General features: G+C 75.5%; 20 protein-coding genes. 5 read left to right on the top strand and 15 right to left on the bottom strand.

All coding sequences use genetic code 11. The features are described 5' to 3' along the window. Positions 1 to 7: 7 nt before the first annotated feature. Positions 8 to 982: an aquaporin gene (locus tag ACFU0Y_RS09825; RefSeq protein WP_380214304.1), complete on the bottom strand. Its 975-nt coding sequence runs from the start codon at positions 980 to 982 to the stop codon at positions 8 to 10. 149 nt (positions 983 to 1,131) lie between these two features. Between ACFU0Y_RS09825 and ACFU0Y_RS09820 the strand changes: the two genes are divergently transcribed. Then, positions 1,132 to 2,319 (top strand): ADP-ribosylglycohydrolase family protein, encoded by a 1,188-nt coding sequence (locus tag ACFU0Y_RS09820; RefSeq protein WP_380214303.1) that lies wholly within the window; start codon positions 1,132 to 1,134, stop codon positions 2,317 to 2,319. Here ACFU0Y_RS09820 and ACFU0Y_RS09815 read toward each other — a convergent pair. The 8 genes from ACFU0Y_RS09815 to clpS form a co-directional block, all read right to left on the bottom strand. Beyond that, on the bottom strand, positions 2,288 to 2,989 hold the full coding sequence (locus ACFU0Y_RS09815; protein WP_380214302.1) for a 3'-5' exonuclease: 702 nt from the start codon (positions 2,987 to 2,989) through the stop codon (positions 2,288 to 2,290). The genes ACFU0Y_RS09820 and ACFU0Y_RS09815 overlap by 32 nt on opposite strands. Before the next feature lie 22 nt (positions 2,990 to 3,011). Next, entirely contained in the window at positions 3,012 to 3,878 is an 867-nt protein-coding gene (locus tag ACFU0Y_RS09810; RefSeq protein ID WP_380214301.1) for a phosphotransferase family protein, read from the bottom strand. 27 nt (positions 3,879 to 3,905) lie between these two features. Beyond that, complete coding sequence (rdgB, locus tag ACFU0Y_RS09805; protein ID WP_380214300.1) at positions 3,906 to 4,550, bottom strand: RdgB/HAM1 family non-canonical purine NTP pyrophosphatase; 645 nt, start codon at positions 4,548 to 4,550, stop codon at positions 3,906 to 3,908. Beyond that, positions 4,543 to 5,328: a ribonuclease PH gene (rph, locus tag ACFU0Y_RS09800; protein WP_380214299.1), complete on the bottom strand. Its 786-nt coding sequence runs from the start codon at positions 5,326 to 5,328 to the stop codon at positions 4,543 to 4,545. Before rph ends, rdgB begins: the two co-directional genes overlap by 8 nt. A 53-nt stretch (positions 5,329 to 5,381) precedes the next feature. Beyond that, complete coding sequence (locus ACFU0Y_RS09795) at positions 5,382 to 6,209, bottom strand: MBL fold metallo-hydrolase (protein ID WP_380214298.1); 828 nt, start codon at positions 6,207 to 6,209, stop codon at positions 5,382 to 5,384. A gap of 61 nt (positions 6,210 to 6,270) precedes the next feature. Beyond that, entirely contained in the window at positions 6,271 to 7,206 is a 936-nt protein-coding gene (gene murI / locus ACFU0Y_RS09790; RefSeq protein WP_380214297.1) for a glutamate racemase, read from the bottom strand. A gap of 115 nt (positions 7,207 to 7,321) precedes the next feature. Beyond that, positions 7,322 to 7,882 carry a DUF2017 domain-containing protein gene (locus ACFU0Y_RS09785; protein WP_380214296.1) on the bottom strand — a complete coding sequence of 187 codons (561 nt, stop codon included), beginning with the start codon at positions 7,880 to 7,882 and terminating at the stop codon, positions 7,322 to 7,324. After that, positions 7,882 to 8,226 carry an ATP-dependent Clp protease adapter ClpS gene (gene clpS, locus ACFU0Y_RS09780; RefSeq protein ID WP_380214295.1) on the bottom strand — a complete coding sequence of 115 codons (345 nt, stop codon included), beginning with the start codon at positions 8,224 to 8,226 and terminating at the stop codon, positions 7,882 to 7,884. Before clpS ends, ACFU0Y_RS09785 begins: the two co-directional genes overlap by 1 nt. A gap of 55 nt (positions 8,227 to 8,281) precedes the next feature. On the opposite strand from clpS, the gene ACFU0Y_RS09775 reads away from it, so the two are divergent. Together ACFU0Y_RS09775 and ACFU0Y_RS09770 are read left to right on the top strand one after the other, a co-directional pair. Further along, on the top strand, positions 8,282 to 9,631 hold the full coding sequence (locus ACFU0Y_RS09775) for a nicotinate phosphoribosyltransferase (protein ID WP_380214294.1): 1,350 nt from the start codon (positions 8,282 to 8,284) through the stop codon (positions 9,629 to 9,631). A gap of 112 nt (positions 9,632 to 9,743) precedes the next feature. Continuing rightward, positions 9,744 to 10,355 (top strand): isochorismatase family protein, encoded by a 612-nt coding sequence (locus ACFU0Y_RS09770; protein WP_380214293.1) that lies wholly within the window; start codon positions 9,744 to 9,746, stop codon positions 10,353 to 10,355. Between the two features lie 55 nt (positions 10,356 to 10,410). Here ACFU0Y_RS09770 and ACFU0Y_RS09765 read toward each other — a convergent pair whose 3' ends face one another. The 6 genes from ACFU0Y_RS09765 to ACFU0Y_RS09740 all read right to left on the bottom strand — a co-directional run bounded on the left by ACFU0Y_RS09765 (position 10,411) and on the right by ACFU0Y_RS09740 (position 16,984). Next, positions 10,411 to 12,213 carry a DEAD/DEAH box helicase gene (locus ACFU0Y_RS09765; protein ID WP_380214292.1) on the bottom strand — a complete coding sequence of 601 codons (1,803 nt, stop codon included), beginning with the start codon at positions 12,211 to 12,213 and terminating at the stop codon, positions 10,411 to 10,413. 121 nt (positions 12,214 to 12,334) lie between these two features. Continuing rightward, positions 12,335 to 12,670, bottom strand: a complete 336-nt coding sequence (locus ACFU0Y_RS09760) for a DUF3039 domain-containing protein (RefSeq protein WP_157571420.1) — start codon at positions 12,668 to 12,670, stop codon at positions 12,335 to 12,337. 100 nt (positions 12,671 to 12,770) lie between these two features. Further along, positions 12,771 to 14,426 (bottom strand): hypothetical protein, encoded by a 1,656-nt coding sequence (locus ACFU0Y_RS09755; RefSeq protein ID WP_380214291.1) that lies wholly within the window; start codon positions 14,424 to 14,426, stop codon positions 12,771 to 12,773. Beyond that, a complete protein-coding gene (locus ACFU0Y_RS09750; protein ID WP_380214290.1) occupies positions 14,408 to 15,268 on the bottom strand; it encodes an ABC transporter ATP-binding protein in 861 nt (286 codons plus the stop codon). Before ACFU0Y_RS09750 ends, ACFU0Y_RS09755 begins: the two co-directional genes overlap by 19 nt. A gap of 184 nt (positions 15,269 to 15,452) precedes the next feature. Then, positions 15,453 to 16,415, bottom strand: coding sequence for a tetratricopeptide repeat protein (locus ACFU0Y_RS09745; protein ID WP_380214289.1), 963 nt, complete (start codon positions 16,413 to 16,415; stop codon positions 15,453 to 15,455). A 233-nt stretch (positions 16,416 to 16,648) separates the two neighbouring features. Further along, positions 16,649 to 16,984, bottom strand: coding sequence for an ATP/GTP-binding protein (locus ACFU0Y_RS09740; protein ID WP_380214288.1), 336 nt, complete (start codon positions 16,982 to 16,984; stop codon positions 16,649 to 16,651). Between the two features lie 75 nt (positions 16,985 to 17,059). Here ACFU0Y_RS09740 and nucS point away from each other — a divergent pair, with 75 nt between their 5' ends. Next, positions 17,060 to 17,755: an endonuclease NucS gene (gene nucS, locus ACFU0Y_RS09735; protein ID WP_380214287.1), complete on the top strand. Its 696-nt coding sequence runs from the start codon at positions 17,060 to 17,062 to the stop codon at positions 17,753 to 17,755. A gap of 304 nt (positions 17,756 to 18,059) precedes the next feature. Then, positions 18,060 to 18,263 (top strand): cold-shock protein, encoded by a 204-nt coding sequence (locus ACFU0Y_RS09730; protein ID WP_017833253.1) that lies wholly within the window; start codon positions 18,060 to 18,062, stop codon positions 18,261 to 18,263. The last annotated feature ends 51 nt before the right edge of the window (positions 18,264 to 18,314 follow it).

Here is an 18,314-nt window from a genome sequence, read left to right as displayed (position 1 = left end):
CGCCGGCTCACCGCTCCCGGGCCGGGGCGGAGGAGCCCGCCGGGGCGCCGTCGGACGCCGGGGCACTGTCGATCACCGGGTCGCTGTCGGCCGCCGCGGGCTCACCGGCCCGGCGGCGGGGCCCGGCGAGGGCCGCTGCGCGGTGGACCAGACCGGCGACCAGACCGCCCAGCAGCGGGGCGAGCCAGAACAGCCACAGCTGACCGAGGTGGCCGGCGCCGGCGACCACGGCGGCCCCCGTCGAGCGGGCCGGGTTCAGCGACCCGCCGTCGAACGGCGCCGTGATCGTGAGCAGGAACACGAGGGCCGCACCGATGGCCACGGGGGCCAGCACCGCGTTGGCCCGGGGCGCGGTGGAGCCCAGGACCACGAGCGCGAACAGGGCCGTCGCCACGAACTCGACGAGCAGCACCGTGGTCCACCCGGCCTGGGAGGTCGAGTTCTCCCCGAAGCCGTTGGAGACCGCGCCGAGGACCTGCGCGGTGGTCGAGGAGTCCAGCAGGGTGACGAGCACCGCCCACAGCAGACCCGCCGCGGCCAGTGCGCCCAGCACCTGAGCCACCACGTAGCCGATCGCCACGCTCGCGGGCGTGCGCCCGGCCACGACCGCGGCGAGGGTCACGGCGGGGTTGAAGTGCCCTCCGGAGACGTGTCCGAAGGCGACGATCGCGGCGACCAGCCCGAGGCCGAAGCCGAGCGCCGAGTCGATGACCTCGGTGGCGAACATGCCCGTGCCCAGACCGGCGAAGACCAGCAGCGCCGTTCCGGCGAACTCGGCGGCCCACCGGGCCGGCGCGGAGGCGGCCTCCGGTGCGCCCGCGGGAACGGTCTCCTTGCGGGCGGCGACGGGCACGGGCGCCGCGAGGCCCTCCGCGCCGCGGGCGGGGGGCCTGCCGCCGTGGGCGGCGTCGTCGGTGCCTGCGGCCCGTGCGGTGCCGCCGGCGCCGGGACGCGCGGTGGTGCCGGGAACGTGCTGACTCATGGAGCTCTCCTCGGGGATCGGGGCGGCACGGTGGGGGTGCCGTGCCGGCGGGGCGCCGGGCGCCGGGCGCCCGTGCCATGCAACCACAGTCCCCTGAAGGGCAGGTGAACCCGGCCGGTCGCCGCACCGGCGGCGACTACACTGACCGCATGCCCGCTCCCCTGCTCTCCCCCGACACCGGCCTCGACCCCGCCTGGCCCGAGTACGCCGACTCCGTGCGCGCCACCCTGCTCGGCGGGGCGATCGGCGAGGCGCTGGGCGCCCGCGGGCGCGCCGACCGGGATCCGGGCCACGGAACGGCCGGCGCGGGCGCCGACGGACCCGCGGCGGAGCTGCGGATCGCCGGCGGCACCCAGCTCGCGCTCTACACCCTGGACGCGCTGCAGGAGGTCGTCGAGTGGGCGAACCAGGGCCATGCCGCCGACGAGACGGCGTGCCTGTGGCTCGCCTACCTGCGCTGGCTGGGCACCCAGGGGGAGCGCCACCCGGCCGAGGCGCCGCGCCCCCTGCCTCGCGGGATCGACGAGCACGAGGTCCTGCACGCCGTCCGCGAGCCGGACGGGACGGCGCTGGAGGCCCTGCGGTCCGGGCGGATGGGCGAGGTCGAGCGCCCGCTGCTGCCGGAGGCCAAGGGGGCCGGGCCGGTGCTGCGCTCGGCCCCGTTCGGCCTCCTGCCCCACGTGGGCTGGCGCACGCTCGCCCCGCTGGCCATCAACGGCGCGGCGCTGACCCACGGGCACCCCGAGGCACAGACCGCGGCGGCCGTCCACGGCTTCGTGGTGCACGCCGCCGTGCGGGCCCGCCGGGAGGGCCTGCCGCGGCCGGTCGCCGCGGCCGTGGCCGCCGCCCGCGAGACCGCGGAGCACCTCACACGGCCGGTCGCCGAGACCCTCGCCCGGCTCGACGACGCCGTGCGCGCCGCCGGGCGGGACGAGCTCGACCCCGAGTCGCTCCGGCGGCTGGTCGGTGCGGGCGGCGCGGCCCCGGAGGTCCTCGCGGGCGGGCTCGGCGCGGCCCTGCGCGCGGAGGCCGAGGCCCCCGGCGCCGGGGACCCCCAGGCCGTGTTCCGCCGCGCCGTGGAGCTGGCCACAGCGGTCCCGGGCGGGACGGGACCGGGCGGAGCGGAACCGGGCACGGACCGTGCCGCGGTGGATCCCGCCGCGGTCCGCCCCGGCGACCCCGTCGCGGCGGGCGCGATCGCCGGCGCCGTCACGGGTGCGGCGCTGGGGACGGCCGCGCTGCCGCCGGAGTGGCGCGCCCGGCTGGACGCCGTGGACGCCGTGTCGGCGACGGCCGAGCGCTGGCTCAGGGAAGTGGGGGCGCCACCAGCCGCCTGACGCTCAGCCCCGCGCCGGCGAGCAGCTCCCGGACGGTGCCCGCGCCGGACCGGTGGACCAGGTCCACCACGATGCCCGCGCACGCCCGCGCGTCCTCGAGGGCGTCGTGGTGGCGGCGCAGCGGAACCCCGGCGGCCTCGGCCGCCCGGGGCAGCGCGTAGGACGGCAGGTCGTAGCCGCGCCGGGCCAGCGCCAGGCTGCACGCGTAGGCCAGCGGGGCGTGCGCCGTGCCCGTCTCCGCGCACGCGGCACGGATGACCCCCATGTCGAACCGGGCGTTGTGCGCGACCACGAGCTCGTCGGGGTCCTCCGCCAGGATCCACTCCTCGATCCGCGGCCACAGCTCGGCGAATCCCGGGTGGCCCGCGACCGTGCGCTCGGTGATCCCGTGGACGCGGATGTTGCCGGGGTCGAAGCCCGCCCGGGTGCGCGGTGGGCGCATGTACGCGGAGCACTCCGCCACCACCCTGCCGCCGCGGACCCGCACGAGGCCCACGGCGCACGGCGAGCCGATGAAGCGGTTCGCGGTCTCGAAGTCGATCGCGGTGAAGGAGAGGGACGACGGGTCCGCGGCGGTCCGGGCACCGGTGGCGGTGCCGACCGTGGCGGAGGTCGTGGGAGAGGCCGCGACAGGGGTCGGGGTGGTGGCGGGGGAAGCGGGGAACGGCACCGGAACAGCCTACTGGCCCCGCTCAGGTGCAGACGCCGCGCAGGTTGGTCTCGATCCAGTCGTCGGCCCGGGCGACGGACTGGTTGACCTGGGCCGTGTCGAGGTCGTGGTGCAGCGCGTACGCGACCGCCTGCAGGGGGAACGTGCGGGCGTGCAGCCGGGCCCGCTCGTAGACGCTCTCCGAGACGGCCGCGCGCAGGGTGTCCCAGCCGTACCACAGCCCCAGGGACGCGGCGTCGTGCGCGGGGTCGGACAGGCAGGCGTGGTCCCAGTCGATGATGCCCGTGAGCTCGTCCCCCTCCCACAGCATGTTGTGCCCCATGAGGTCCCCGTGGACCAGGGTCGGCGCCACGGTGGGCAGCGCCGCGAGTTCCGCGACGGCCCGCCGCGCGGCCTCCTGGTTGCGCGGCAGCAGCCGCGGGATGACCTCGTCCAGCAGCACGTGGCGCCGCCGGTGGCCGCCCCAGTGCTGACCGGGACGGTCGAGGTGGCGCGCGAAGCCGGAGGGGTCCACCTCGGCCAGTTCGGTCAGCACCCGGTGCAGCGCGGCCGGGTCCCCGTGTCCGGGCGGGTGCGGGTGGCCGGGCAGCCACGTCAGGCCGACCCCGGTGTAGCCGTGGGAGACCACCACGCCGGTGAGCGGCCGCGGGGTCGCGAACGAGAAGCGGGGCAGCCGCCGCAGGACCTCCGTACGGCGCTGGACGTGCTCGCAGACGGTGGCGTTCTTGGCGATCCGCACGGAGATCACGTGGCCCACGTTCACCACCACGTGGGCGGACCCTCCCGCATGCACCTCCCACTGGCTGGGGTCCGCGCTCATGCCGGCCTCGCGCAGGACGGCCTCGACGGCGCCGGCGAACGGCAGGTGGTGGAGCTGCGACCAGGGCATGGTCAGATTCCTCGGTTCGGACGTGGGTCAGTCGGGGACGACGGTGGGGTCGAGGGCGGACAGCAGGTGCGGCAGCAGGGCCCGCATCGCCCGCCCGCGGTGGCTGATGGCGTTCTTCTCCGCGCGGGTGAGCTCGGCGCAGGACCGGTCGAGCCCGTCGGGGCGCAGCACGGGGTCGTAGCCGAAGCCGCCGTCCCCCACCGGCTCCCGCAGCAGGGCGCCGCGCAGGGACCCGGTCTCCACGTGCTCGTGGCCCTCCGGGGTGACGAGCGCGGCGGCGCACACGAACTGCGCGCCGCGGTGGGCGTCGGGGACGTCGGAGAGCTGGGCGAGCAGCAGCCGCAGGTTCGCGGCGTCGTCGCCGTGCCGGCCCGACCAGCGCGCGGAGAAGATCCCGGGAGCCCCGCCCAGCACGTCGACGGCCAGGCCGGAGTCGTCGGCCACGGCGATCAGCCCGGTCGCGGCGGCGGCGGAGCGGGCCTTGAGCAGGGCATTGGCCTCGAAGCTGGTGCCGTCCTCGACGACGTCGGGGGCGCCCGCCGCGGCGGCGTCGACCACGAGCCGCTCCACGTCGGCCCCGGGGAGCGCCGCCGCGAGCAGGTCGCGCAACTCGGCGAGCTTGCCGCGGTTGTGCGTGGCGAGCACCACGCGTGCGCCGGTGTGCTCAGCCATCGTCGGCCTCGCGGAGGGTCTCGAGCTGGATCTGGGTGAGCTGGGCGCAGCCGGCCAGGGCGAGGTCGAGCAGGGCGTCGAGCTCGGCGCGGTCGAAGGGGGCGCCCTCGGCGGTGCCCTGCACCTCCACGAAGTCGCCGGAACCGGTGACCACCACGTTCATGTCGGTCTCGGCCCGGACGTCCTCGACGTAGGGGAGGTCGAGCATCGGCACGCCGTCGATGATCCCCACGGACACGGCGGCCACGGTGTCGGTGAGGGGCTGCGCGCGGCGGGCGACGAGCCCCTCGGCCCGTGCCCAGCCGATGGCCTCGGCGAGGGCCACGTAGGCGCCGGTGATGGCGGCGGTGCGGGTGCCGCCGTCGGCCTGGAGGACGTCGCAGTCGAGGACCACGGTGTTCTCGCCCAGGGCGGAGAGGTCGATGACCGAGCGCAGGGAGCGGCCGATGAGCCGGGAGATCTCGTGGGTGCGGCCGCCGATCTTGCCCTTCACGGACTCGCGGGCGGAACGGGTGGACGTGGCCCGCGGGAGCATCGCGTACTCCGCGGTCACCCAGCCGCGGCCCTCGCCCTTGAGCCAGCGCGGGACCCCCTCGGTCACGGACGCGGTGCACAGCACCCGGGTGCTGCCGAACTCGATGAGGGCGGAGCCCTCCGCCTGCTGGGACCAGCCGCGGGTGATCGTGATGGGCCGCAGCTCGCCGGGCGAGCGGCCGTCCGACCGGGTCGTCCCGGAGGTCGAGGGGGCCGGCGCGGTCGGGGCTGCGGAAGAGTCCATGTGCTCCACCTTACCCCTCGGCCCCGCGCGCCCGGCCCGGGCCCCGGCGGCGCTCACGGCCCGACGGCGGCCGCGGGACGGCCGCTGCCCCGGCGCACGATCCGGTACGTGTAGGCGGGCTCGGCCACGCCGATGGGTCCCGCGAAGACCTCCCGCGCCTCCTCCACGGCCCGGGTCGGGGAGTTCCACACCGGCAGGTGCGTCAGCAGCAGCTGGCGCGCCCCGGCGTCCCGGGCGGCCTCCGCGGCGCGCCGGCCGGTGAGGTGGATGCCGCGCAGCGCGTCGTCGCGCCCCTCGTGGTAGGCCGCCTCGCAGAGGAAGACGTCGGCGTCCCGGGCCGCACGCACGAGGCCATCGCACGCGTCGGTGTCCCCGGAGTAGGTCAGGGTGCTGGGGCCCATGACGCCGTCGTAGTCGATGCGCAGGGCGTAGGGCTCGGGGGTCGGGTGCTCCACCAGGAACGGGGTGATCGCGAACGGCCCCACCCGCACGGGCTCCTCGGGGGCCCAGGTGTGGAAGTCGAACTCGCCGTGCATGCCGGGCTCCGGGGGGAGCCCGTGGGTGCTGCTGAGGTACTCGTGCAGGCCGGTGGGCGCCCACAGGGGGATCGGGGGGCGGCCCCAGCCCCGGGGGTCCCACTTGATCGCCACGTGCAGCCCGGCCAGGTCGATGCAGTGGTCGGGGTGCAGGTGGCTGACGAGCACGGCGTCGATGTCGTGCAGGTCGATGTGGCGCTGCAGCACGCCGAGGGCGCCGTTGCCCATGTCCAGCAGGATGCGCCAGGTCCGCCCCTCGTCGTCCTCGCCGCTGACGAGGTAGCAGGAGGCCGGCGAGTTCGGCCCCGCGAAGGAGCCGGTGCATCCGACGATGGTGAGTTTCATGGAGCGTGTGCCTTCCGAGGGTGGGCCGGTGGGACGGCGGCCGCACCGGCCGCGGTGCTGCTCAGGGCGCGGACGGGCCGGTGCCGCCGATCATCTCCGGGGTGATCCGGGCGAGGGAGCCCGTGGGGTACTGCTCCGCGACCGAGCTGGTGTGCCGGACGCGGGCGACCTCCGGACCCAGGAACCGCCGGGCGAGGACCTCAAAGGACGCCGCGTCCCCGGTGGCGAGGAACTCGTGCCGGGCCGGCAGGCTCGGGTCCCGCTCGAGGCCGTGGCCCACCAGGGCCCGGTAGACGTCCTTGGCGGTCTCCTCCGCGCTGGAGACCAGCGTGACGGCGTCGCCCATGACGTAGGAGATCACGCCGGTGAGCAGCGGGTAGTGCGTGCAGCCCAGGACCAGGGTGTCCACGTCCGCCGCGCGCAGGGGGTCCAGGTAGGCCTGCGCCGTGGCCAGCAGACCGGGGCCCGTGGTGACCCCCGCCTCCACGTAGTCGACGAACGCCGGGCAGGCCACCGAGTCGATGCGCAGGTGCGGCGCGGCGGCGAACGTGTCGTCGTAGGCGCGGGAGCCGACCGTCGCCTCGGTGCCGATCACCCCGATCCGGCCGTTGCGGGTCGAGGCGACCGCCCGGCGCACCGCCGGCTGGATGACCTCCACCACGGGGATCCCGTAGACCCGGGTGTAGCGCTCCCTGGCGTCGCGCAGGACGGCGGCGGAGGCCGTGTTGCAGGCGATCACCAGCAGCTTGACGCCCGAGTCCACGAGCTCGTCCATGATCCGCAGGGCGTGCGCGCGCACCTCGGCGATCGGCAGCGGCCCGTAGGGGCCGTGGGCGGTGTCGCCCACGTAGACGATCTCCTCGTGGGGCAGCTGGTCGATGATGGCGCGGGCCACGGTGAGACCGCCCACCCCGGAGTCGAACACGCCGATGGGTGAACCGGGGTTGGGGCGCCGTGCGGTCCGGCCGCCGGTCCCGAAGACGTCGTCATCCTGCATATCGTCAAGAGCGTAGTCCCGGGCGTGCCGCCGCCCCAAACCGCGCCGCGGCCGCGCGGCCGTGACGTGCGGCACCACCCGCCGCGGCGGAGGCCCCCGGGGACGTCGTGGCCGGTCAGCCTCGGGGGAGGTCGTGGAGCAGGGCCTCCATGAGGGTCTCCTGCAACCACGAGACGAAGTTGTACAGGAGCGACATGTACGTCTCGACATCCTCGATCGCGGACCAGTCGTCGTAGCGGCCCACGCGCTCGGCGTCGGCCTCGCTCCGGATCCCCAGCCGGTCCGCCAGCACCAGCCGCACGTCGTTGAGCGCCTGGCCGAATGCCTGCGCCTGCTGGGCGTCCAGCCGCACAGGCTGGGTCTCCAGCGCCAGGGCGGCCTGCCGCAGCACACCCCGCTTGGACTCCCGCAGCCCCCGCTCCGTGTACCGGCGGAACTCGGCGGCGCGCTCCGGGTCCAGGCTGCCGTCGGGCAGCAGGCGCCGCAGCGCGGAGTCCTCGGGGAGCTCCGCGTCCCCGGACACGCCCAGCATCCGCTCGAGCGGGTCCTCCGAGGCCGGCTGCTCGGGGACCAGCGCCTGGGCGACGTCCGCGAAGAGCTTCTGCAGCAGCTCCTTCTCCGGCTCCTCGAAGCGGGCGGTGATGCCCCGGCGGGTGGACCGGAAGCCCTGCGCCATCAGCGGCCCCCCGCCTGCTCGAAGGTGGCCCACAGGCCGAAGCCGTGCATCGCCGCGGTGTGGGTCTCGGCCTCCTCCAGGGAGCCGCTGGCCACCACGGAGCGCCCGTGGTGGTGGACCTCCAGCATGAGGGACCGCGCCTTCTCCTCCGGATAGCCGAAGTACGAGCGGAACACGTACGTCACGTAGCTCATGAGATTGACGGGGTCGTCCCACACGACGACGTTCCACGGGGTCTCGGTCTCGGTCTCCGTGACCGGGGACGTCGCGCCGGTGGGCCGGGTGCCGGTCTCCGGGGTGGCGGTGGCCGCGGGGCGGGCGGCGGTGGGAGCAGTGCAGTGCATGGTCCGTCCATCGTAGCGAGTGCCGGGCGCCGGGGGCACCGGCGGCGTCGCTAGAGTGGTGCCCGTGAACCAGCGCAGCCACCGGTGGGCCCCGCCGCCCACGTCCCTGATGACCGACCACTACGAGCTGACCATGCTGCAGGCCGCCCTGCACGCCGGCACCGCGCAGCGGCGCTGCGTGTTCGAGGTCTTCGCCCGGCGGCTGCCGGCCGGCCGTCGCTACGGCGTGGTGGCGGGCACGGGACGCCTGCTCGAGGGGCTCGACAGCTTCCGGTTCGGCGACGAGCAGCTGCGCTTCCTCGCCGACACCGGTGTGGTCAACCGCGCCACAATGGACTACCTGGCCGGCTTCCGGTTCACCGGGTCGATCTCCGGCTACGCCGAGGGCGAGGTGTACTTCCCCTCGTCGCCGCTGCTCGTGGTCGAGGCCACGTTCGCCGAGGCGTGCGTGCTCGAGACGTACTTCCTGTCCGTGCTCAACTACGACAGCGCCGTGGCCTCGGCCGCCTCCCGCATGGTGGGCGCCGCGGCGGGGCGCCCGTGCATCGAGATGGGCTCCCGGCGCGCCCACGAGGAGGCGGCGGTCGCGGCCGCGCGGGCGGCGGTGATCGGCGGGTTCGACTCGACGTCGAACCTCGAGGCCGGGCACCGCTGGGGGATCCGGACCGTCGGCACGGCCGCCCACTCCTTCACGCTGCTGCACGACTCGGAGGAGGACGCCTTCCGCGCCCAGCTCCAGTCCATGGGCCGGGGCACCACCCTGCTCGTGGACACCTACGACGTCGAGACCGCGGTCCGCAAGGCCGTGGAGCTGGCGGGGCCCGAGCTGGGCGGGGTGCGCCTGGACTCGGGCGACCTCGTGACCCAGGCCGCCTGGGTGCGCGAGCTCCTCGACGAGCTCGGCAACCCGGACACCCGCATCACCGTCACCTCCGACCTCGACGAGTACGCGATCGCGGCCCTGAACGCCGCGCCCGTCGACGCCTTCGGCGTCGGCACCCGCGTGGTCACCGGCTCCGGCGCGCCGACGTCGTCGATGGTCTACAAGCTGGTGGCCCGGGAGGACTCCTCCGGCGAGCTGCGCCCCGTCGCGAAGGCCGCCAAGGGCAAGGTCTCCGTGGGCGGGCGCAAGCACGCGCTGCGGCGCCGGGACGAGCACGGCACGGCGACCCACGAGCTGGTCGGGATCGGCCGGCTGCCCGACGACGACGGCGACGACCGGGCGCTGCTGGAGGACTTCGTCCGCGACGGCGAGCTGTTCGACGGCTGGACCGGGCCAGCCGGGGTCCGTCGGGCCCGGGAGCGGCACGCGGCGTCCGTGGCGGAGCTGCCCCGCTCGGCCCGCAGGCTCAGCGAGGGCGACCCCGTGATCCCGACCGTCCTGGGACCGGAGGCCCCGGCCTGAGCGGGCCGACCGGGCCGACGGCCCCGGACGGGTCCCGCCGAGCAGGACGCCCGGCGCCCGCCGCCGGACGCCGGCCACAGCACGAGAAGCACCGAACCGAGGGAGGAACACCATGAGGACCGCACTGATCGTCGTCGACGTGCAGAACGACTTCTGCGAGGGCGGCTCGCTGGCCGTCACCGGGGGCGCGGCCGTGGCGGCCGCCGTGTCGGAGCACCTGGAGGACCACCACGGGGACTACGCGGCCGTCGCCGCCACCCAGGACTGGCACGTCGACCCCGGGGCGCACTTCTCCGACGAGCCGGACTACGTGCGGTCCTGGCCCGTGCACTGCGTCGCCGACTCCCGCGGCGCCCACGTGCACCCCGACCTGGACACGGACTGGATCCAGGCGTGGTTCCGCAAGGGCGAGCACGACGCCGCCTACTCCGGCTTCGAGGGGCTGCTCGCCCCGGACGCGGACGTGCCCATGGGCGACGACGAGGACGTCGACGACGAGCCCGACGTGAGCCTCGACGACTGGCTGCGGGAGCACGAGATCGAGGCCGTGGACATCGTGGGCCTCGCGACCGACCACTGCGTCCGGGCGACCGCCCTGGACGCCGTCGAGGCCGGCTACGACACCCGGGTGCTGGTGGACCTCACCGCCGGCGTCGCCGAGGAGAGCACGGAGCGCGCTCTGCGGGAGATGGCCGACGCGGGGGTCGAGATCGTCCGGTCCTGAGCCGGGACCGGCCGCGGGCCGGTCTCGGACGCCCCGGCATGTCCCGGGCGAGGGCTTACTTGCGCCCGACGAACCAGTCCTGGAGCTTCTTGACGCGCGCCTGCAGCTGGACCTCGTTGGCCTGCGCCACCGCGGGGCCACCGCACACGCGGCGCAGCTCGTTGTGGACCACTCCGTGCGGGGTGCCGGTGCGCGACGCCCACGCCGAGACGTTCTTGGACAGGGTGGCGCGCAGCTCCTTGAGCCGCCGGTGGTCGGGCACCGCCGGCGGCTCCGGGGCCCGGGCCGAGCCCGGGCGCCGGCGGGCGTGCTGGGACTGCCGCTCCCGGAGCAGCGCGGAGACCTGGTCGGCCTCGAGCAGGCCGGGGATGCCCAGGAAGTCGGCCTCCTCCTCCGAGCCCACGGCCACGCCGCCGCCGAAGGCGCCGCCGTCGAAGAGCACGCCGTGGAAGGACGCGTCCGAGCCGATGGCCTCGAAGCGGCCCTGCGCGAGGGCCGCGGACGCCTTCTCCTCCCGGTTGGCCTCCTCGAGCAGGTCGTCGTCCCAGCCCTCCTCGAGGGGATCGGCGGGCAGGCCGGTCTCCTCGGCGGCGGGCTTGTCGAGGGCGTGGTCCCGCTCGGCCTCCATCTCGTTGGCCAGCTGCATCAGCGCCGGCACGGACGGCAGGAAGACGGAGGCCGTTTCCCCGCGCTTGCGGGCGCGCACGAAGCGCCCGACCGCCTGGGCGAAGAACAGGGGCGTGGACGTGGACGTCGCGTACACGCCCACGGCGAGCCGGGGCACGTCGACGCCCTCGGAGACCATGCGCACGGCCACCATCCACCGGCCGTCGCCCGCGGAGAACTCGTCGATCCGGTCCGAGGCGCCCTTGTCGTCGGAGAGGACCACGGTGGGGCTCTCCCCGGTGATCCGGCGCAGCTGCGCGGCGTAGGCCTTCGCGTCCTGGTGGTCGGTCGCGATGACCATGGCCCCGGCGTCCGGCACGGTGCGCCGCACCTCCGTGAGCCGCTGGTCCGCGGCCTGGAGCACGGACGGGATCCACTGCCCGTTCGGGTCGAGCGCGGTGCGCCACGCGTGCGCGGTGATGTCCTTCGTGAAGCCCTCGCCGAGCTCCGCGGCCATCTCCTCCCCCGCGCTGGTGCGCCAGCGCATCTGGCCGGAGTAGGCGAGGAAGATCACGGGCCGGACCACGTGGTCCTTGAGGGCGTCGCCGTAGCCGTAGGTGTAGTCGGAGCTCGAGCGGCGGATGCCGTCCCCGTCCTCCACGTAGCGCACGAACGGGATCGGCGCGGTGTCCGAGCGGAAGGGCGTGCCGGTCAGGGCGAGTCGGCGGGCGGCGGGGTCGAAGGCCTCCTGCAGCCCGTCGCCCCACGTCAGCGAGTCCCCGGCGTGGTGGATCTCGTCCATGATCACCAGGGTGCGGCCCGCCTCGGTGCGCGCCCGGTGCAGCAGCGGCTTCATCGCCACCTGGGAGTAGGTCACCGCCGCGCCCAGGTAGTCCCGGCCGTGGGAGCCGTCCGCGTTCTTGAAGTTCGGGTCGATCGCGAGGCCCACGCGTGCGGCGGCGTCCGCCCACTGCCGCTTGAGGTGGTCGGTGGGCGTCACCACCGTGATCCGGTTGACGGTCCCGCGGTCGAAGAGCTCCTTGGCCACCCGCAGCGCGAAGGTCGTCTTGCCGGCCCCGGGGGTCGCGACGGCCATGTAGTCCCGGGGCTGGGTCTCGAAGTAGCGCTGCAGCGCCTCCGCCTGCCAGGCGCGCAGCTTGGGGGCGGTGCCCCACGCGGCGCGGTCGGGATAGGCCGGGGGGAGGTCGGCGGCGGCTGCGCCGAACAGGGAGAGCTGGTCGTCCTGGGACACTCTGGCGACGTCCTTTCGCTCGGGGGCCCGCGGCCTCGTGGCCGCGGCGGAAGACGGGGGCGCGGCGGCGTGCCACGCAAAAGCGCCCGCCGGCGGCGGGCGCTTGCTCGGGAGGCGGTGCTCAGCCCTGGTCGTCGCCCTGGTCGTTCGGGGGGCGCAGGCCGTCGTAGATCTCCTTGCAGGTGGGGCACACGGGGAACCGCTGCGGGTCGCGGCCGGGGACCCAGACCTTGCCGCACAGGGCGATCACGGGCTCGCCGGAGAGGGCGGACTCCATGATCTTCTCCTTGCGCACGTAGTGCGCGAAGCGCTCGTGGTCGCCCGGCTCCTGGAGCTCCCGGGTCTCCTCCCGCTCGATCGTGGAGGTGCCCCCGGCCGGCTGCGCCGGGTCGGTGCCGTAGGGGCTGTCGTCCAGGCCGTTCGTCGGGGTGCCGGTGGTCGCCGCTGAGACATGCATGGGCGCCAGTTTACCCCGTCGCCGCCGGCCCGCGTGCGCCCGGCACCTGCCGGTCCGCGCCGCCCGTCCGGCACCTGCCCTCCGGCACCTGCCGTCCGGCTCAGCGGAACTGGGCGACCTCCTGCAGCAGCTCGGGGGCCCGCCGGTCGTACCAGCGCCCGCCGAGGACGATCCCGCCCCAGCACAGCAGGGGGCCCAGGACCGCGCCGGCGGTGAGCGACACCCAGCCCCACACGGGGTCGCCGGTGACGAGCTGGACCACGAGCGGGAGGGCGGCCGGCAGCACGAGGACGAGGATCAGCCCCAGCGCCACGAACTGCACGAGGACGTTCAGGACGGTGAAGCCCTGGGGCGTCTTCAGCGGCGACGCGCCGGGCGGGGCCACGGGATAGGTGTAGCGGGCGGACATCACCGAGGACAGTCCCGCCCCGCCCAGCAGGGCCATCAGCGCGGTGCCCGCGACCCCGGGCAGCAGCTGCCAGCGGCCCTCGACCGCGAACGGCAGCAGCAGTCCGAGGGCCGTGAGCGGCACGGCGATCACCAGCAGTGCGAGCACCCGGCCCGCCCGGTCGTGGACACCCCGCAGGCCGGAGAGGACGTGCAGGTGCAGCGCGGTGTTGTCGTAGGACACGTCGCCCGAGATCTGGTACGCGAGGAGCGCCGCGATCATCGGGCCGAGGGCGTAGAGGAAGACGCCGCCGCCGTCCGGGTCGCGGGAGAACCAGATCAGCACGGCGAGCGCCGGGATGACCAGCAGGCCGGCCGCGTAGCGGGGATCACGGACCCAGTAGACCAGGCACCGGGCCGCGACGGCCGCCCACGGACGCCGGGGCCCTCGGTCGAGCAGCCCCGCCCCGGCGGCACCCGTGCGCGGGGCGACGGCCCGCCCGCCGGCCGCCCCGGTGAGCGCCCGTTCCTGGGCCTCCCGCCAGACGACGACGAGGGCGACGACCGTCAGGACCGTGAGGGCCAGCCGCGCCGCGGCGGCCGCCCACCGTCCCGCCGCGACGTCCTCCGGGACGGCCCAGAGGGCTCCGACAGGGGTCCATGCCAGCACCGCGGCGTACTGCGGCAGCCGGTCCCACAGCCGCTCCAGCCCGCTGAGCACGCCGGCGAGGATGGGACCGAGCAGCACCAGGAGCACGAGCGCGGCCAGCGAGACCAGCTCCGTGAGCCGCCGGCGCCGGCCGAGCCCGGTGGCGAGGGCCGTGACGCAGCGGGAGCCGGTGATCAGGAGGGCCAGCGCGAGCGGCACGCACAGCAGTGCCGTCAGCAGCGCGGGCGCGGACGAGCGCCAGGAGCTCACGGTGGCCACGAGCGCCACGGCCGTGAGCACGCCGGGCACGCCGACGAGCGCCCCGAGCGCCTGGCCCCACTGCACCTGCCCCACGGAGAGGGGCAGGAGGGCGAGACGGGCCGGGTCCAGCGTGGCGTCGGCGCGCGCCGCGAGCACGGGCAGCAGCCACCAGGCCAGCGTGGCCGCCGTCCCGGCCAGCACGAGCACGGTGCGCACCAGGGAGAGGTCCTGGCGGCCGAGCAGGAACAGCGCGACCACGGCCAGGCCCAGCAGGAAGACGAAGTAGGCGGCCCCCAGCACGGTCCCCACGAGCACCCAGGTGCTGCGGGTCAGGGTGTTGACGAGGATCCTCGCCTTGAGGCCCACGAGCCGCCAGGCCAGGGCAGCGGTGCCCGCCCGGGCGGGGGCGAGGCCCTCCGGGGCCGGGGCGAGATCGCGGCTCACTCCGGGCGCAGCCACGACAGGCCCTCCCCCGCCTCTCGGCGCCCGCCGACCAGTTCCACGAACCGGTCCTCGAGCGTGGCCCCGGCCCGGACGTCGTCGACCGTCCCGGCGGCGAGCACGCGGCCCCCGTCCATCACGGCGACGTGGTCGCACATCCGCTGCACGAGGTCCATCACGTGGCTGGAGACGACGACGGTCCCGCCGGCGGCCACGAAGCCGTGCAGGATCTCGCGGATGTTCGCGGCCGAGACGGGGTCGACGGACTCGAACGGCTCGTCGAGGACGAGCAGGCTCGGGGCGTGGATGAGGGCGCCGGCCAGCGCGATCTTCTTGGTCATGCCGGCGGAGTAGTCCTGGACCTGCGTGCCGGCGTCCGCCACCAGGTCCATGGCCCGCAGCAGGTCGTCGGTGCGCTCGGCCACGACGTCCCGGTCCATGCCGCGCAGCAGTCCGGAGTAGGTGACGAGCTGACGCCCGGTGAGCCGGTCGAACAGGTGCAGCCCGTCCGGGAGCACCCCCATGAGCTGCTTGGCCCGGCGGGGCTCGGCCCAGACGTCGACACCGGCCACGCGGGCGGTGCCCGCCGTCGGGCGGAGCAGGCCCGTGGCCATCGACAGCATCGTGGTCTTGCCGGCGCCGTTGCGCCCCACGAGGCCGAAGAAGGAGCCGCGGGGGACGTCGAGGTCCACGCGGTCCACGGCCACCTTGGCCTCGGGGGTGCCCGGGCGGCCGAAGACGCGGGCGATGCCGCGCACGCTGAGGGCCGGCGGACCGCCGGGCGGGGGCGCCGCCGGTGCGGTCGGTGCCGGTGCGCCGGCCCGTGCGGGGACGGCCTGCGGGAAGTGCTGGTGGCTCATGCCACCAGCGTAGGCAGGCCGGGACCGGGCCCGCCTCCGGCGCGCGACGGATCCGGGCCGGCCCGCGCGGGCCGGGGCTCCGTCGTGCGACGGATCCGGGCCGGCCCGGGTCGGCCGGGTGCCACCGCACGGGAGGCCCCTGCGGGACCGGCCCGGTCCCGCGGGGGCCCTCACGGGCACGGGCTCAGAACAGGGCGCGCATCAGGGCGCCCCGGGCGGTGACCGTGCGGGGGTCCTCGGCGCCCACCACGTCGAAGAGCTCGAGCAGCCGCAGCCGGACCGCGTCCCGGTCCTCCCCGGCGGTGCGCCGCACCAGGTCCAGCAGCCGCCGGAAGGCATCCTCCACGTGGCCGCCCGAGACGTCGAGGTCGGCCACGGCCAGCTGGGCCGCGACGTGGTCCGGGGCCGCGGCGGCCTCGGCGCGGACCGTCGCGGCGTCCAGCGGCAGCACCCGCTGGAGCAGGTGCACCTGGGCGAGGGCGAGCTTGGCCTCCCGGTCCCCCGGGTTCTCGGCGATCGCCTTCCGGTACGCGGCCTCGGCGGCGTCGACGTCCCCGGCCTCGAGGGCGTCCACGGCCTCCTGGTGCAGCGGGGGCAGCGGCTCCGGCTCGTCCTCGGCGCGCGCGGGCTCGACGCTGCCCGTGATGCCGTTCTGCTCGGCGAGCGCGAGCAGCTCGTCGAGCAGCTGGGCCGCCTGCTCGGGCGGGACGGTGGAGTTGAACAGCGGGACAGGCCGTCCGCCGAGCAGCGCCACCACGGTGGGCACGGACTGCGCCTGGAACATCTGCGCGATCTCGGGGGACGCCTCGGCGTCCACCGACGCCAGCAGAAGTCGTCCCCCGTAGCGGTCGACGACCTGCTCCAGAGTGTCGGTGAACGCCACGGACTGCTGGCTGAAGCGGGCCCACAGGGCGAACACGACCGGCACCTGGGCGGAGAGCTGGGCGACGTCCTGGAAGTCGGCCGTCGTCACCTCCCGGCGGTACCCGCCGGCCCGGTCCTGGCCCGTGGACGGGGCGCCGGCCCCGGCGGCGGGCGCGGCGCCCAGGTCCACGGCTCCCCGCACCGAGGACGGAAGCGCGGCCTCCTGCGGCGGCGCGGCGGCCTCGGCGGGGCGGCGGGGCTGCTGGTGCTGGAACTCGTTCACGGGGCGTCTCCTGAAAGCTCGACGACGGGCTCGGCGGTCCGCTCGGCCGTCGGGTGCTGGGTCGGTGGTCGGCGTCGCCGGTCCGGGGCGACGGTCCGCGGCGGCGGCACGGCGGGCGCCGCGGGTCCTCCACGATTATCGGCCCCCGGGGGGCGGCGCGGCCACCGGCGCGGCACCATGTCCGCTCCCGGCGTGACGGCGGGCCCGGTGCGTGCGGTCCGGCGGGCCGGGCGTCAGCGGCGGGTGCGCCAGCAGCGCTCGTGCCAGTGCCGGCGGTCCTCGAAGGCGCTGCGCGCCCCCAGCAGCGAGTCCTGCTGCCAGACCACGAGGTGCGCGATCCCCGGCGGGATCGACCGGCCGCAACCGGGGCAGGTGTAGGTCTTGACCGCGTTGGCGGGCCGGACGTGGCGGACCAGCCAGTCCCCGTCGGCCGAGCGCTCCACGGTGGGCGCCGGCTCCAGGACCCGTTCGACCGACCACGGCTCCTGCACCGCGCCGCGCTGCCACTTGCTGGCACGCGGGCCGGCGCCGCCGTGGCGGCGCCGCGAGGAGTGGTTGGAGCGGGGCACGGCGCCATCGTCTCACACGGGGGCCGTCCCGCCGGGGGTCCGGGCGGGCCGCCGCGGAGCGCTAGGCTGGTCCGCGTGCGTCTTGTCATTGCCGATTGCTCCGTCGACTACGAAGGGCGTCTGCGCGCCCACCTGCCCGCCGCCCGGCGCCTTCTGCTCGTGAAGGCGGACGGTTCCGTGCTCGTCCACTCGGACGGCGGCAGCTACAAGCCCCTGAACTGGATGAGCCCGCCGGCCCGCCTGCACGTGGGCGAGCCCGAGGCGGAGCTCGCGGCCGAGGGCGTGCTGCAGACGTGGACCGTCCAGGCCGCCAAGAGCGACGACCGCCTGGTGATCCAGGTCTTCGCCATCCACGAGGACGTCTCCCACGAGCTCGGCACCGATCCCGGGCTGGTGAAGGACGGGGTCGAGGCCGACCTCCAGCGCCTGCTCGCCGAGCAGATCCACCGTCTGGGCTCCGGGCACACCCTGGTCCGGCGCGAGTACCCCACGGCCATCGGGCCGGTCGACATCCTCGCCCGCGACGCCTCGGGCGCCACCGTGGCGGTCGAGCTCAAGCGCCGCGGCGACATCGACGGCGTCGAGCAGCTCACCCGGTACCTCGAGCTGCTCAACCGGGACCCCCTGCTGGCTCCCGTGCGCGGGGTGTACGCCGCCCAGCTGATCCGGCCCCAGGCCCGGGTGCTCGCCGAGGACCGGGGCATCGCGTGCCTCACCCTCGACTACGACGAGATGCGCGGACTCGACGACAGCGGCTCGCGCCTCTTCTGAGACCGGCGCCCGGCTCCCCCGCCGGGCGCGGGAGCGGTCACGCGCCCGGCCAACAGGGCGCAACACGCGATGATCAGCAGGCGAACAACGTTGACCGCCCCCGGGGAGTGTGTGAAGCTGATCCTGTTCTTCGTTCCATGTCTTGCATGCTCGCAGAACGGGTAGGCGAGCGTGACGTTCGACCCTGGCCCTGGTCCTCCTCCCCCGGGAACGGAGACCGCGGCCCTCGGCTCATCTCGTGGTACCGCCCTTCCGTGCACGACCTGTGCACACGTTTCGCACCATCTCGCAAGGAGAGATCTTCATGGCCCAGGGCACCGTCAAGTGGTTCAACGCCGAAAAGGGCTTCGGCTTCATCACCCCCGACGACTCCGACTCGGACGTCTTCGTCCACTACTCGGAGATCCAGTCGGGGGGCTTCCGCACCCTCGAGGAGAACCAGCGCGTCGAGTTCGAGATCGGCCAGGGCCAGAAGGGCCCGCAGGCCACCGGCGTCACGCTCATCTGAGCCGCGTCCCGCGCACCGGCTGAGCAGGAGCCCCGCACCCGTCCCGGGTGC

The organism is Kocuria sp. NPDC057446, assembly GCF_042802875.1.
Lineage (GTDB): Bacteria > Actinomycetota > Actinomycetes > Actinomycetales > Micrococcaceae > Kocuria.
Note: the sequence above shows the minus strand (reverse complement) of the source record. Positions and strands in the feature narration are given on the sequence as shown.

What these genes read in the sequence shown, in the direction of transcription:
- rdgB (WP_380214300.1), bottom strand. Translation starts at nt 4,550, where the DNA reads ATGGCTGAGCACACCGGCGCACGCGTGGTGCTCGCCACGCACAACCGC.
- rph (WP_380214299.1), bottom strand. Translation starts at nt 5,328, where the DNA reads ATGGACTCTTCCGCAGCCCCGACCGCGCCGGCCCCCTCGACCTCCGGG.
- ACFU0Y_RS09730 (WP_017833253.1), top strand. Translation starts at nt 18,060, where the DNA reads ATGGCCCAGGGCACCGTCAAGTGGTTCAACGCCGAAAAGGGCTTCGGC.
- ACFU0Y_RS09795 (WP_380214298.1), bottom strand. Translation starts at nt 6,209, where the DNA reads ATGAAACTCACCATCGTCGGATGCACCGGCTCCTTCGCGGGGCCGAAC.
- ACFU0Y_RS09785 (WP_380214296.1), bottom strand. Translation starts at nt 7,882, where the DNA reads ATGGCGCAGGGCTTCCGGTCCACCCGCCGGGGCATCACCGCCCGCTTC.
- ACFU0Y_RS09750 (WP_380214290.1), bottom strand. Translation starts at nt 15,268, where the DNA reads ATGAGCCACCAGCACTTCCCGCAGGCCGTCCCCGCACGGGCCGGCGCA.
- ACFU0Y_RS09825 (WP_380214304.1), bottom strand. Translation starts at nt 982, where the DNA reads ATGAGTCAGCACGTTCCCGGCACCACCGCGCGTCCCGGCGCCGGCGGC.
- ACFU0Y_RS09760 (WP_157571420.1), bottom strand. Translation starts at nt 12,670, where the DNA reads ATGCATGTCTCAGCGGCGACCACCGGCACCCCGACGAACGGCCTGGAC.
- murI (WP_380214297.1), bottom strand. Translation starts at nt 7,206, where the DNA reads ATGCAGGATGACGACGTCTTCGGGACCGGCGGCCGGACCGCACGGCGC.
- ACFU0Y_RS09810 (WP_380214301.1), bottom strand. Translation starts at nt 3,878, where the DNA reads ATGCCCTGGTCGCAGCTCCACCACCTGCCGTTCGCCGGCGCCGTCGAG.
- ACFU0Y_RS09770 (WP_380214293.1), top strand. Translation starts at nt 9,744, where the DNA reads ATGAGGACCGCACTGATCGTCGTCGACGTGCAGAACGACTTCTGCGAG.
- clpS (WP_380214295.1), bottom strand. Translation starts at nt 8,226, where the DNA reads ATGCACTGCACTGCTCCCACCGCCGCCCGCCCCGCGGCCACCGCCACC.
- ACFU0Y_RS09820 (WP_380214303.1), top strand. Translation starts at nt 1,132, where the DNA reads ATGCCCGCTCCCCTGCTCTCCCCCGACACCGGCCTCGACCCCGCCTGG.